The organism is Caballeronia sp. GAWG1-1, assembly GCF_023631465.1.
Lineage (GTDB): Bacteria > Pseudomonadota > Gammaproteobacteria > Burkholderiales > Burkholderiaceae > Caballeronia.
The window spans coordinates 24,131-37,603 of record NZ_JALQDB010000009.1 but is presented as its reverse complement, the minus strand read 5'-3'; the positions used below and the strand labels follow the sequence as shown (position 1 = coordinate 37,603).

Below are 13,473 nucleotides of genomic sequence, written 5' to 3'. Positions count from 1 at the left end.
GCCGCTTAAGCCCGCCATGACCGCACCTTCGCTGACCGAGCCGCGAACGAACGCGCCGCTTGCCATCGGTGCGCTGACGAGTCTTGCCGCGCTCATCGTGCTCTCGCTTCTCTGGGAGCTGTGGCTCGCGCCGCTGCGTCCCGGCGCATGGCTACTCGCGTTGAAAGCACTGCCACTTGCATGCGCGCTGCCCGGTGTCATCAAGCGCAACGTCTATACCTTGCAATGGGCTTCGATGCTCGTTTTGCTCTACTTCGCCGAAGGCATCGTGCGCGGCATGACCGATACCGGCCTCTCCGCGCGCCTCGCCTGGCTCGAAACTTTGCTTGCGTTCGCTTTCTTCGTCTGCGCGCTCGGCTTCGTCGCCCCCTTCAAACGTGCGGCGCGTGCAAGAAAACGCTGAATCGTTCGCTTTTTTCCATACGGACGTGATGCTTTTTAGCACGGATCGAAACGCTGCGCGCGGCCTACGCCATTCGGCCGAGGCGCATGCCGCGCCCCGCTGCGCGATACTGTCGACTACGCTACACGGTCCAATCTGCCCTCATCCATGACTGCCTCTCACGCCCTGTTCATCGCCGCCTGCACCGAACTGCTCGGCGCGTCCCACGTTCTCACGCACGATCACGACACCGAGCCGTTTCTCGTCGACTGGCGCAAGCGCTATCGCGGCAATGCGTGCGCCGTGCTGCTTCCCGCCGATACCGCGGAAGTCGCCGCCGTCGTCGGACTCGCGCATGAACACCGCGTGGCCATCGTGCCGCAAGGCGGCAACACGGGACTCGCGGGCGGCGCAACCCCCGACGAGAGCGGCGCGCAAGCGGTGTTGAGCCTGCGCCGCCTGAACCGCATTCGCGGTATCGATCCGCATAACAACACCATTACCGTCGAAGCGGGCGTCGTGCTCGCCGAAGTCCAGGCGCGCGCCGAAAGCGCACAACGTCTCTTCGCGCTGAGTCTCGCGGCCGAAGGCAGTTGCACGATCGGCGGCAACCTCTCGACCAACGCGGGCGGCACGGGCGTTCTGCGTTACGGCAACACGCGCGAGTTGTGCCTGGGCCTCGAAGTCGTGACGCCGCAAGGCGATATCTGGGACGGCCTGCGCGGATTGCGCAAGGACAACACCGGCTACGATCTGCGCGATCTGTACATCGGCGCGGAAGGCACGCTCGGGATCATCACGGCGGCGGTGATGAAACTGCATCCCGCGCCGGTCGCGCGCGTGACGTCGCTCGCGGGTCTAGCCTCGCCGCACGCCGCACTCGATTTCCTGGCAATGGCGCAACGTCACGCAGGTGCGCTCCTGACCGGCTTCGAGCTCATGTCCGACTTCTCGATGCGCCTCGTCGGCCGGCATTTTCCGCAACTGCGTTATCCGTTCGGCGAACCGCACGCGCAAACCGTGCTGCTCGAACTCTCCGACAGCGAAAGCGACGAACACGCCCGCGCGCTCTTCGAAAGGCTGATGGAACAGGCTATGGAAGAAGGTATCGTCGAAGATGCCGTGGTCGCGGAAAGCCTCGCGCAGTCGCAGGCATTCTGGGATTTGCGCGAGCATATCCCGCTCGCGCAGGCGGAGGAAGGGCTGAACATCAAACATGACATTGCGGTGCCGATCTCGAGCATCGGCCGCTTTATCGAGGAAACCGACGCGATCATCGCTCGAGCCACGCCCGGCGCGCGCATGGTGACCTTCGGACATCTAGGCGACGGCAATCTGCATTACAACGTGCAGGCGCCCGAAGGCGTCGATCAGAAGCAATTTCTCGAAGCGTTCCAGACGCCGATCAACGCACTCGTCTACGACCAGGTGCATGCGCATCGCGGCAGTATCAGCGCGGAGCACGGTCTCGGGCAACTGAAGGTGGACGAAGCGATGCACTATAAATCGGCCGTCGAGGTGCGCCTCATGCAAAGCATCAAGGCCGCGCTCGATCCCGAAAATCGCATGAATCCGGGCAAGGTCGTGCGCTGGGCGCAAGCCGGGACAGGGAAGGAGAACATCGCATGAAGATACGCGTGCTGTCGGACCTGCATCTGGAAAACGACGAGCCGCTCGCGATTCCTTATGCCGAAGCCGATCTCGTCGTGCTGGCGGGCGATATCCACAATCACGCGGAAGGCGTGCGTTGGGCGGTGGAGAACTTCGGTTCGGACGTGCCTATCGTCTATGTGCCGGGCAATCACGAGTACTACGACGCCGAATTCGGCGCGATGGAAGCCGCCATGCTCGACGCGGCGCAAAGCGTGGACAACGTGCATTACCTGAACAACGCGGCGCTCGTCGACCGGCGCGGCGCGTGGCGCGTTCTCGGCACGACGCTCTGGACCGACTTCGCGCTGTTCGGGTCGAGCGACGAAGAAATCGGCCGCGCGCAGGAAGCGTGCATCAAGGTCATGCTGGATTATCGAGGGCTGATCCAGCTCGCGTGGCCGGAGCAAGACGGCGAACCCCGCGCGTTCGCGCCGGAAGATTCCCTCGCGCTGCACGAGCAAGCGCGCGCGTGGCTCGAAAACGAATTAGCCAGACCGTTCGCGGGCCAGACGATCGTCGTCACGCATCACGCGCCGTTGCGCGAAAGTCTGTCCGAGCGGTACGCGACGGATATCGTGTCGGCGGGCTTCGTCAATCATCTGCCGACGCTCGCCCGCACGCCCGCCGCGCTTTGGATTCACGGCCACACGCATACTTCGTTCGACTACACGGCGAATGGGACGCGCGTGGTCTGCAATCCGCGCGGCTACTTCGACCGTCGCTCCGGGCGCTGGGAAAACGAACAGTTCGCCTGGGACAAGGTCGTCGAAATCTGACGGAGCAACGCGAATAACGGGAGCCAAGCCATGTGCGGCCGAATCAGCCAGTACCGACTGCCGATGCATTACGCGCAACGTCTGCATCTGAAGAACCCGTTCGTACTCGTCGATGCCGCCGACCGGCGGCCCGGCTATAACTTGTCGCCAGGCACGCATCCGCTCGCCGTCTATCCCGACGAATCGATTCGCGCCGTGCATTGGGGATATTGCCCGCCGTGGGCGATACAAAAGAAGCTGCCGCAGACCATCAACGCGCGCGTCGAGACGGCGTCGACCAGTGCCTATTTTCGCAATCTGTGGAAAAAAGCGCGCATTCTCGTGCCAGCGGATGGCTGGTTCGAATGGCGAATCGAGCCGCGTCCGGGCGAATTGGCGACCAAACCCGCCGCCGCGAAGCCCTTCAAGCAACCGTATTACATTCGACGCGCCGACGGTGAGCCCATGTTCCTCGCCGCGCTCACGAGCATCACGCGCGAGGGGGACGCCGCGCAGCCCGGCGCGGGCTTCGTGATCGTCACGGCAGCAGCCGACGAAGGCCTCGTGGACGTCCACGACCGCCGCCCGCTGGTTTTCTCCGCAGCCACGGCGCGGCGCTGGCTGGACTCGGACGCATCAGCGGAAGATTTGGCGCGGCTCGTGAAGTCCGACGGCGTGCCGGCTTCGCACTTCGTCTGGCACCGCGTTTCAACCGATGTGAACCGCGCCACCACGGACGAAGCGCGGCTCATCGAGCCGCTGGAAGCGCTTTTTTAGATTCAGCGGGTGCGCCGGTCGCGGTTGCTTTCGACGCGAATCGGGATCAGGCGCTTTCTTGCCTCTTCTTCCGACTGGGCACGCATGGCATTGAAAAGCTCGCGCGACGCCGGAACGGCGATCAACGACACAAGCGCGGCAAGAGCGAACATAAGTGGCGTGCTCATCAGACGAGTCCCCAAGATAAATGCAGTGAACGTGGACAGACAGTAGCAAATGCGGGTGAATCAGGAGTAAGCAAGTGTTGCGCCGCAGCTTATTTCGTAACCGGACTTCGGTCAGCGCGTCGGAGCCGACAGCACTGACGGCAAGCATATTCAGCCTACTACGAACTCCTTGAGCGACTCGGAATCGGCGGCGAGCGTGTCGGGCAGCGCCTCGCGCAGAAACTCCACCCACGTGCGGATCTTGGCGTCCAAATACTGGCGCGACGGGTACAGCGCGTAGACCGTCAGTTCCTGCATCGTGTATTGCGGCAGCACACGCACCAAAGTGCCTGCGCGCAAGGCGGGCAGCGCGGAGGACGTCGGCAATACGCCGATGCCCATGTTTTCCCGGATCGCCGTCACCATGGCGTCGGCCACGTTCACCGTGAAGGGCGAAGCGCCGAGACTGACCGTTTCCTGCCCGTTCGGACCGTCGAAGACCCAGCGGTCGGGCGGAAACACGGGCGTCATCAATTGCAGACAAGTGTGGCGCACCAGATCGGACAACACATGCGGCGTGCCGTGCTTCTCGATATACGCCGGTGACGCACATACAATGCTGAACACCGTGCCGAGCCGCGCCGACACCAATGCGGAATCCGGCAACTCAGAAGCCAGCACCACCGACACGTCGTAACCCTCGTCCAGTAGATCCGGCACGCGTTGCGCCAAAGTCAGCTCGACCTGCACGGACGGATGACGCTGCTGATAGCGCGAGATCATCGGCACGACATAGTGCACGCCGAAGCTCGTCATCGAATGCACCTTGAGTTTGCCGGCCGGACGCGCGTGGGCGTCGCTGGCTTCGGCTTCGGCCTGATCGACGTAAGCGAGAATTTGCTCGCAGCGTTGCAAGTAGCGCTCGCCCGCCTCGGTTAGCGCGATTCGGCGCGTCGTGCGATTGAGCAGCCGCGTGCGCAGATGCGCTTCGAGGTCGGACACGGCGCGCGACGCGTAGGCGGTGGTCGTATTGAGATGCTGCGCGGCGGCGGTGAAACTGCCCGCCTCGACGACGCGCGCGAACACGCGCATGTTTTGGAGCGTATCCATGACGCTTTCCCGTTTTTCGGCGTTTATGTAGACCGAATTGTTACATGACCAGTAACAGCGATTATCGCAATCTCAGTAAGAATGCTTTACATCGTTACTGGTTATTCGACAATCCCTGCAAAAATATAATTCACTCTCAAATTCTATTCAATTTTGGGAGGGAATCGTGCGGAGCCGGTCGTTCAGTTACGCCGCTTATGCCGCGGTTCTTACGGCATTTTTAACAATCGCCGGATGCGCAAGTACGGGCAAGGTCGCGCCGCAAGATCCGCTGAAAGACGCGGCAACGCTCGATGTCGGCAACGCCATTCGCGCCGCCAATGCGGACGCCGCATGGCCCGGCCAGGAATGGTGGCGCGCGTATCGCGATCCGCAGCTCGATGCCTGGATTACACGCGCAACCGGCGGCAACCCGACACTGGCGATGGCCGCCGCACGCGTTCGCGAGGCGCGCGAGGAAGCCGGCGTGGCGCGCTCGGCGCTTTTGCCGCACGTCGATGGCGCGATGAGCCTGCAACGCAAGCACTGGCCGGAGAACGACTTCTACGGCCCCGGCTACTACGGCGGCACGACTACGTGGGACGACACCGCCGGCCTTTCGCTCTCCTATGACCTCGATCTCTGGGGCCGCGACGATAACGCCGCCGAACGCGCGCTCGATGTCGCCCACGTGCGCGCCGCCGATGCCCGCGCCGCCCAGCTCGAACTCGAAACCAACGTGGTGCGCGCCTACATCGGCTTTTCGCAGGCGTTCGCGCTGCTCGATATCGCGCAACAGACGCTCGCGCAGCAGCAGCGCATCGCGGATCTCGCAGAGCGGCGTTTGAAAGGCGGCATCGGCACACAGCTCGAAGTGAGTCAGGCCGAAACGCCGTTGCCCGAGTACGAGCGTCAGGTCGATATCTATCAGGAAGAGATTGAGCTCGCGCGCCATCAGCTCGCCGCGCTTGCAGGCGAAGGTCCCGGCGCGGGCGATGCGCTCACGCGTCCCACGCTCGCGCTCGCGACGCCGCTGCCCTTGCCCTCGTCGCTGCCCGCCGAACTCGTGGGTCATCGGCCCGACATCGTCGCGGCGCGCTGGATGGTGGCGGCGCAAGCGCGCGGTATCGATGTCGCGAAGGCCGAGTTCTATCCGAACATCAATCTCGCGGCGTCGCTCACGCAGACTTTCGCGGGCGGCGCGCTGCTCAGCTTCCTCACGAGCAAGGCGACGGGTTATACATTCGGCCCGGCGCTGTCGTTGCCTATCTTCGAAGGCGGACGGCTGCGCTCGCAACTCGGCGCGGTGTCGGCGCAATACGACGTAGCCGTCGATCACTACAACGCGACGCTCGTCGCCGCGCTCAAGGACATCGCCGATCAAGTCGTGCGCGTGCGTTCGCTCGACACGCAGCTGGAAGCGTCGGGGCGCTCGGTCGCCGCCGCACGCAAGAGCTACGACCTCGCCAACGCCGGTTATAAGCGCGGCCTGACCGATTACGTCAACGTGCTGATCGCGCAAGCGCAATTGCTGCGCGCGCAGGACGGCGAAGCACGCGTGCGGGCGCAACGGCTCGCAGCCTATGCAACGCTCACCTCCGCGCTCGGCGGCGGCATCGACGATCCCTCGAATGGTCCGCAAGAAACGGCGCTCGCGCCCGCGAAGCATATCGGCCCGTTCGGTTCGTCGCTCGGCGCGTCGTCCTCGGTGAAGTGAGGAGAACGTTCATGGCCACTGTTCTCATCGACAAGCGCGCATCGCTCGTGAACGCCTTCGCGGATTGGGCGCGCACCGACGGCCTCGCGTGGATCTACATCTTCAAGGCGGTGCTGGCGGCGCTGATCGCGCTATGGATCGCCATGCGGCTCGACATGCAGCAGCCGCGCACCGCGATGACCACCGTCTTCGTCGTGATGCAGCCGCAAAGCGGCATGGTGCTCGCGAAGAGCTTCTACCGTTTCTGCGGCACGATGGTCGGTCTCGTCGTCATGCTCGCATTCATCAGCCTGTTCTCGCAGCAGCCGGTGCTGTTTCTCTCGGCGACGGCGCTCTGGGTCGGCATCTGCACGGCGGGCGCGGCGCGCAATCGCAACTTCCGCTCGTATGGCTTCGTGCTTGCGGGATACACGGCGGCACTGATCGGCATACCGGCGGCGCAGCATCCGGATGGCGCGTATCTGTCGGCCCTGACGCGGGTGGGCGAAGTGTCGCTCGGCATCGTGTGCGCGGGCGCTGTGAGCGCGCTCGTGTTTCCGCAACTCGCGGGCGAGCAGATCCGCACCACGGTGCGACGGCGCTTCACGCAATTCGTCGATTACGTCTGTCACGCGATGTCCGGCAAGCTCGAGCGCGCGCAAATCGAACGCACCAATCTGAGCTTCGTCGCGGATATCGTCGGCTTCGAGGCGGCGCGCAGTGTCGCAATTTTCGAGCATCCCGAATCGCGGCGGCGCGGCGGGCGGCTCGCGCGGCTGAATAGTGAATTCATGAGTGCATCCACGCGTTTTCACGCGCTGCATCAGTTGATGAACCGGCTGCGCGCAAACGCGTCGGGCACCACCATCGATGCGCTCGAACCGTTCATTCACGAAGTGCCGCCGCTGTTGCTGATTGCGGGCGAGCCGGTGCGCAACGCTGCCGACGCCGCGCACGCCGCCGCGCAATTGCGCGACTACAAGGCCGCGTTGCCCAAGCGCGTGCGCGCGGTGCGTATCTCGCTCGAAACCGCGCCCGGCTTCACCGCACTCGAATTCGATACCGCGACCGAGCTGCTTTATCGTTTCGTCGACGACATGCTCGCGTATGCCGACACCTACGCGTCGCTCGCGGCGCCGTCGCATGAACGCGAGCGCTGGGTCGCGCGTTACGTGCCCAAGACCAATCTGCTCGCGGCCGCGGTTTCCGGCCTGCGCGGCGCGGTCGTGATGTTCGTCCTGAGCGCGTTCTGGATCGCGAGCGCGTGGCCGAGCGGCGGCACGATGGTGCTCAACGCCGCTGCCGTATGCGCGCTGGCGTCGTCCTCGCCACGGCCGACGCAGATGGCCGCGCAAATGGCTATCGGCACGACGCTCGCGAGCATCACGGGCATGATCGTCGTGTTCGGCGTGTTTCCGCATATCGACGGCTTCGTGCTGATGTGCGCGGCGCTCGTGCCCGCGCTCATGCTCGGCGCGTTCTTGACGACGCGTCGCTCGCTCGCGGGCGTGGGCATCGGCTACTGCATCTTCTTCTGCTTTCTCGCGGGGCCGGACAACCTCGTGCATTACGATCCGACCGGCTTCATGAACGACGCCATCGCGCTCGTCTTGTCGATGATCGTCTCCGCGATCGCCTTCGCCGTGCTCCTGCCGACCGATGCGCCGTGGCTGCGCCGTCTGCTGCTCGCGGACCTGCGCCGCGAAGTAGTGAGCGCGCGGCGCGGACGTCTCGCGCAACTGACGACGCATTTCGAAAGCCGCACGCGCGACCTGCTTTCGCAGATCAACGCGCTCGCTTCCGACAAGCCCGCGCTGCAACGCGAGGCCTTGCAGTGGCTCTTCGCGGTGCTCGAATTCGGCAATGCGGTGATCGATTTGCGACGCGAAATGGCGGGCTTCGAACGCGTCGTGAACCCGACGCTCGATGCGGTGGCGCGGCTCTTCGATCGGCCACGGCAAGCGCGTTTCGATGGCGCGCTCGTCGCGACGGAACACGCCATCGACGAGATGCAGGCCATGCTTGCTTCGCACGCTTCGGATTCGGATACGCCGCGTGAAGAGCGGCATCGGCTGCAACGCATCGTGAGTCATCTGCATTTCATTCGTACCGCGCTGCTCGACCCGGAATCGCCGTTCGCAGCGTTCCAACCGATTTCGCCTGAAGGAGCGTCCCATGCCGCGTGATACCGCGATTCTCGAAGCTTACGTGCCGACGCTGCTTTTGCTGTGCCTCGCGGGCGGGCTCGTCACCTGGATCATCGACCGCGTGCTGGCGCTGACCGGACTGTATCGCGTGGTCTGGCATCCGGCGCTGTTTCGCGCGAGCCTGCTCGTCTGCGTGTGCGGCGTGCTGGGTCTCGCGGTGTATCGATGATTCTCGACCGCTTCGTCGCCAACAACATATTCAAGAGAGTTGCATCATGCTGATCAGAAAACTCGTCGGCTTCGTCATGACGATGGCCATCTTTGCCGCGGCGCTCGTCATCGGCCGCATGCTGTGGGTGCATTACATGAACGATCCGTGGACGCGCGATGGACGGGTGCGCGCCGATGTGGTCAACGTGGCGCCGGACGTGTCAGGCGCGGTCGTGCAGATGCCGTTGCACGACAATCAGTTCGTGAAGAAAGGCGACTTGCTGCTGGAGATCGACCCGTCGCATTACCAGATCGCCGTCGAGCAGGCGCAGGCGAACGTCGCGGCGCGCGCGGCCGAGTTGCGCATGCGCCGGGCCGATGCGGCGCGTCGCGCGGACATGGACGCGCTGGTCGTCTCGAAGGAAGCACGCGAGAACTCCATGCAGACGGCATCGACTGCCGAGGCGCAGTTGCAGCAGGCGAACGCCGCGCTGGATGCCGCGAAGCTCAATCTGGAACGCACCAAGGTGTTTTCCCCGGTGGACGGCTACGTGACGAATCTGAATGTGTATCGCGGCGACTACGCGACGGCGGGCGCGGCGAAGCTCGCCATCGTCGATAGTCATTCGTTCTGGGTCTATGGCTATTTCGAAGAGACCAAGCTGCCACATGTGAAGATCGGCGACAAGGCGCACATTCGTTTGATGAGCGGCGGCGAGCTCACGGGTCACGTCGAGAGCATTTCGCGCGGCATTTACGATCGCGACAATCCGCAAAGCCGTGAGTTGCTCGCGGATGTGAACCCGACGTTCAACTGGGTGCGGCTCGCGCAACGCGTGCCGGTGCGCGTGAAGATCGATGATGTGCCGGAAGGCGTGCTGCTCGCGGCGGGGACGACTTGTACGGTGGTGATTGGGGCGATGTGAGGTACGAAAGCCCGTTCTGCTTTCGCCAGAAACGGGCTTTCTCAAGCAAGACCAAGCCTTACTTCAAAACCACTTTCACATCGAAATACTTGGCCGCGAACCGGTCGATGCTTCCATCGTCCTTCAACTCCTTCAGCGCGCGATTGAGCGCATCCTTCAGCGCCTTATCGTTCTTGCGCACGCCGAAGCCGACGCCTGATCCGAGCAGCTTGTCATCCGACACAGCCGGTCCCGCGAACGCGAAACCCGCGCCTTGCGGCTGCTTCAAAAAGCCCTTCGATGCCGCCTCGGCATCTTGGAACGCGGCATCCAGACGGCCCGTCGCGAGATCCGCGTAGATCTGATCCTGCGCCTGATACGACTCGACATCGATACCCGCCGGCGCCCACTTCGCCTTCGCGTATGTCTCCTGAATCGAGCCTTGCAGCACGCCCACGCGCTTGCCCTTCAGACCATCTGCGCTCGGCAGGATCGTGCTGCCCTTCTTCGCGACGAGCTGGTTGGGAATCGTATAAATGGGATCAGTGAAGTCGATCGCGACGCGCCGCTTGTCCGTGATCGTCATGTCCGAGTTGATGGCGTCGAACTTGCGCGCCTGCAAGGCCGGAATCAGGCCGTCGAACGAATTTTCGACCCACACGCATTTCGTCTTCAGCTTCGCGCACACCGCGTTGCCGATGTCGATATCGAAGCCCGTCAGTTCACCCGACGGCGTCTTGGATTCGAACGGCGCGTAAGACGCCTCCACGCCGAAGCGCAGTTCCTTCATGCTGTCGGCGGCATGCGCGTCGAGCGTTGCCATGCCTGCCGCCGCGGAAACGCTCACGAGCGCGAACGCGGCAAACCTGCGATTGAGCCATTGCAGTTTAATCAAGTCCATCTCCTTCCAAGTTCGATTCGTTCGTCTCTGTTAGATGCCGCATGCCGCCAGCGTCCGAAGCATCGCTGCACGGAAAGCCATGCTCAAACGTCTCGGCGATGATCGCTGCGCCGCATCAAACACAGGGCCGCGATTGTAGCGCGGTCGCGGCAACAGACTGTGGAGATAACGTGGACGGGAAAGTTGCAAGTGGCGGTCGCGTTCATGCAAGTGCAAATGGACGGCCGGGTGCGCGGGCAGGTGCATGCTGCAAGCTCAAGCTAGAGCCCAAACGCAAACGCACGGGCAAGCCCACGCACAAGTGCAAACACGCGACAGATCGCGAAGGCGTGCCACCCACCTCGATAGAAATCTCGGCGATGTGCCGCCCAATAATCGCGACCGATGTGTGGCCACAAGCACGACTCGACGCTCGAACAAACGTGCAAGCGCCACCGCAAACGCCAGCGCTCAATCGAGCGCCGCCAGCGTAGCCTCGGTCGTATCGACGACCATCAGCCCCGCGCGCAATCCCGCCTTGACCCGAGCATTGGGGAACACGATCCGCTCTTCATCGTGCGATACGCGATACCGGTAATCACCGTCATGCGCGAGCTCGGTGCCCGCCGGAAACGCCGTGAAATTCGGCACGTCGCCAGCTACGTTCAGCACGAACGCATCGCTTTGCTTGTCGATCTGCGCGACCACGGAAAACACGCGCAACGGCGCATCCGCGTCCGGCCGCTCACCGCCTATCAGACGACGCAACGCCGCATCCGATGCCGCAAAACGCGTGAGATCGTTCGCGCCGAAAGGACGCACCTTGCCGAGCTCCAGCGTGCAGGCAAGCGCGTTGCAAGCCTGCGCCGTGAAGTAAGAGAACGTATTGTTCTTCTCGCGATGCAAAAGCACCGCCTGCAAGCGCGCATCGCGCAGCCAGTCGAACATCGCGCGTGCGAGCGGTGCGCCGGTGTGCGGCAGCAAGGCGAACTGCTCGAATACCGAGGCGCGTATCGCCGTGTGCATGTCGATATGCCATCGCGCATGCGTGACGCCCTCGAAGAACGCCAACGCACACGCTTCGAGCGACGCCGCGCGCGGCGCTTCCCGGCTCTGCGTGAACTTCGCATGGCGGCCGCTAAAAAGCCGATTCAGATCGTCGTCGATATACCGCTCACCCGCGCGCATCGCCTCGATGTTGCCGAGAATCACCAGCATGCGCGCGGCAAGTGGCGCCGCGCCGCTCGCGATATCGGCAACGAGCCGCGACAGCATTTCGATGGGCGCGGTTTCATCGCCATGAATGCCCGCCGATGCAATCACGCTTTGCGATGCCTCGTTCGCCGCGGGTTCGAGCAGCAGCACGCCATCGTCCTGCCAGGTCCAGCGCACGCCCGAAGGCGCGACGCCGAAGGTTTGCGACGGCTGCGCGCCCGACAGCGTGAAGCGCAAGAAATCGTTCAGCAGCAAGGCATCAGCGCTGGAAGTCATAGATCGATCCGAGCGAGAGAATGGCCGTCAATTCATCGAGCGCGGTGCGCGACTGATCGAGCAATTGCGGATCGGCGAGATCGGCGGCCGCGAGGCGATCGCGATAATGTGTGTCGATCCACGCATCGAGGCGGGTGAAGAGCGCGTCGTTCATCCAGACATCGCGATTGACGGCCGCGTGCTCCGCGTCGTTCAGCACGACGCGCAAGCGCAGACACGCCGGGCCGCCGCCGTTTTTCATGCTCTCGCGCAGATCGAAGACGAGCACTTCGTCGATCGGCGTGGATCGCTCGCCCAGCGAATCCAGATACGCGGCCACGCGCTCGTTCTCGCGGCATTCCTGCGGCACGACGAGCACCTGCTTGCCCTGAACGTTCGACAGCAACTGACTGTTGAAAAGATACGACGAGACCGCATCCGCGACGCTCACTTCGCTCTCCGGCACTTCGAGCGCCGTGAAGACCGCGCCACGCGCCGCGAGCTTCGCGCTCAGTTCGTCGTACACGCGGTGTTGATCGACGAACGCGCGCTGATGGCAAAACAGCGTCGTGCGATTGCCGACCGCGATGACATCGTTGTGGAACACGCCGGCATCGATCACATCGGGCGATTGCTGCGCGAAAACGGTCGCCGACTCATCGAGTTCATGCAGACGCGCGACGGCCCGGCTCGCCTCCAGCGTCTGCCGCGCGGGATAGCGTTGCGGCTGCGGTCCCTGCGCATATTCGCTGCGTCCGTAGACAAAGAACTCGACGCCCTTCTCCCCATACTCGCGCGCAAAACGCGTGTGATTCGCCGCGCCTTCGTCGCCGAGCGCGGGCGTGCCGGGCAGCGCGTGATGAATGCGAAAGCGCGCTTCGTCGACGAAGATCGCGGCGAGCGAACGGCGCGTTTCGCCATGCTCGATCGCGCGATGCAGCTTCGCGGCGAGATTCGCGGGCGTGAAGTGGACGCGGCCATCGGCGGTGTCGGCGGAAGGGCTGACGGTCGCGGCGTTGGCGGTCCACATCGCCGATGCGGAACTGGCCGCCGCCAGCAGTTCGGGCGCTTCGCGAGCGGCGCGCGCGATGACCGTGGCATCGTCGCCGGAAAAGCCGACATCGCGCAGAAGACGCACGGAAGGCCGTTCGAGCGGCGGCAAGACGCCTTGCTTAAAGCCGAGGTCCGCCAGCCGCTTCATCTTGCGCAAGCCCTGCTTCGCGGCGGCCTTCGGGTTCGCCACCGACTTCTCATTGCTGCGCGACGCGACGTTGCCGAACGACAGCCCCGCGTAGTTGTGCGTCGGGCCGACCAGCCCGTCGAAGTTCGCTTCGAATGAAGACATCCTTGATCCTTCGCGGTT

13 protein-coding genes are annotated in these 13,473 nt (G+C 63.7%); 8 read left to right on the top strand and 5 right to left on the bottom strand.

The window, feature by feature from the left end:
• The first annotated feature begins 16 nt into the window (after positions 1 to 16).
• The 4 genes from NCT03_RS05885 (at position 17) to NCT03_RS05870 (ending at position 3,567) form a co-directional block, all read left to right on the top strand.
• Complete coding sequence (locus NCT03_RS05885; protein ID WP_250492214.1) at positions 17 to 403, top strand: DUF2069 domain-containing protein; 387 nt, start codon at positions 17 to 19, stop codon at positions 401 to 403.
• Between the two features lie 147 nt (positions 404 to 550).
• Entirely contained in the window at positions 551 to 2,011 is a 1,461-nt protein-coding gene (locus NCT03_RS05880; RefSeq protein ID WP_250492213.1) for an FAD-binding oxidoreductase, read from the top strand.
• A complete protein-coding gene (locus NCT03_RS05875) occupies positions 2,008 to 2,811 on the top strand; it encodes a metallophosphoesterase (RefSeq protein WP_250492212.1) in 804 nt (267 codons plus the stop codon). Before NCT03_RS05880 ends, NCT03_RS05875 begins: the two co-directional genes overlap by 4 nt.
• Before the next feature lie 30 nt (positions 2,812 to 2,841).
• Complete coding sequence (locus tag NCT03_RS05870; protein WP_250492211.1) at positions 2,842 to 3,567, top strand: SOS response-associated peptidase; 726 nt, start codon at positions 2,842 to 2,844, stop codon at positions 3,565 to 3,567.
• Between the two features lie 2 nt (positions 3,568 to 3,569).
• Here the strand turns inward: NCT03_RS05870 and NCT03_RS05865 are convergent, their stop codons facing one another.
• The gene (locus NCT03_RS05865) at positions 3,570 to 3,734 is read right to left on the bottom strand and encodes a hypothetical protein (protein ID WP_244827677.1); all 165 of its coding nucleotides are present in this window, start codon (positions 3,732 to 3,734) and stop codon (positions 3,570 to 3,572) included.
• Between the two features lie 150 nt (positions 3,735 to 3,884).
• Positions 3,885 to 4,823 (bottom strand): LysR family transcriptional regulator, encoded by a 939-nt coding sequence (locus tag NCT03_RS05860; RefSeq protein ID WP_250492210.1) that lies wholly within the window; start codon positions 4,821 to 4,823, stop codon positions 3,885 to 3,887.
• 166 nt (positions 4,824 to 4,989) lie between these two features.
• Here NCT03_RS05860 and NCT03_RS05855 point away from each other — a divergent pair, with 166 nt between their 5' ends.
• The 4 genes from NCT03_RS05855 to NCT03_RS05840 are packed head-to-tail and all read left to right on the top strand — an operon-like array spanning position 4,990 to position 9,781.
• Positions 4,990 to 6,519, top strand: coding sequence for an efflux transporter outer membrane subunit (locus NCT03_RS05855; protein WP_250492209.1), 1,530 nt, complete (start codon positions 4,990 to 4,992; stop codon positions 6,517 to 6,519).
• Between the two features lie 11 nt (positions 6,520 to 6,530).
• Positions 6,531 to 8,684, top strand: a complete 2,154-nt coding sequence (locus tag NCT03_RS05850) for an FUSC family protein (RefSeq protein WP_250492208.1) — start codon at positions 6,531 to 6,533, stop codon at positions 8,682 to 8,684.
• Positions 8,674 to 8,874 (top strand): DUF1656 domain-containing protein, encoded by a 201-nt coding sequence (locus NCT03_RS05845; protein WP_250464390.1) that lies wholly within the window; start codon positions 8,674 to 8,676, stop codon positions 8,872 to 8,874. Before NCT03_RS05850 ends, NCT03_RS05845 begins: the two co-directional genes overlap by 11 nt.
• A gap of 46 nt (positions 8,875 to 8,920) precedes the next feature.
• Positions 8,921 to 9,781 (top strand): efflux RND transporter periplasmic adaptor subunit, encoded by an 861-nt coding sequence (locus NCT03_RS05840; protein WP_250492207.1) that lies wholly within the window; start codon positions 8,921 to 8,923, stop codon positions 9,779 to 9,781.
• 58 nt (positions 9,782 to 9,839) lie between these two features.
• Here the strand turns inward: NCT03_RS05840 and NCT03_RS05835 are convergent, their stop codons facing one another.
• The 3 genes from NCT03_RS05835 to astB all read right to left on the bottom strand — a co-directional run bounded on the left by NCT03_RS05835 (position 9,840) and on the right by astB (position 13,455).
• Positions 9,840 to 10,652 (bottom strand): ABC transporter substrate-binding protein, encoded by an 813-nt coding sequence (locus tag NCT03_RS05835; protein WP_350030140.1) that lies wholly within the window; start codon positions 10,650 to 10,652, stop codon positions 9,840 to 9,842.
• Between the two features lie 459 nt (positions 10,653 to 11,111).
• The gene (astE, locus tag NCT03_RS05830; protein WP_250492206.1) at positions 11,112 to 12,131 is read right to left on the bottom strand and encodes a succinylglutamate desuccinylase; all 1,020 of its coding nucleotides are present in this window, start codon (positions 12,129 to 12,131) and stop codon (positions 11,112 to 11,114) included.
• Positions 12,115 to 13,455, bottom strand: coding sequence for an N-succinylarginine dihydrolase (gene astB / locus NCT03_RS05825; protein ID WP_250492205.1), 1,341 nt, complete (start codon positions 13,453 to 13,455; stop codon positions 12,115 to 12,117). Before astB ends, astE begins: the two co-directional genes overlap by 17 nt.
• Positions 13,456 to 13,473: the final 18 nt, after the last annotated feature.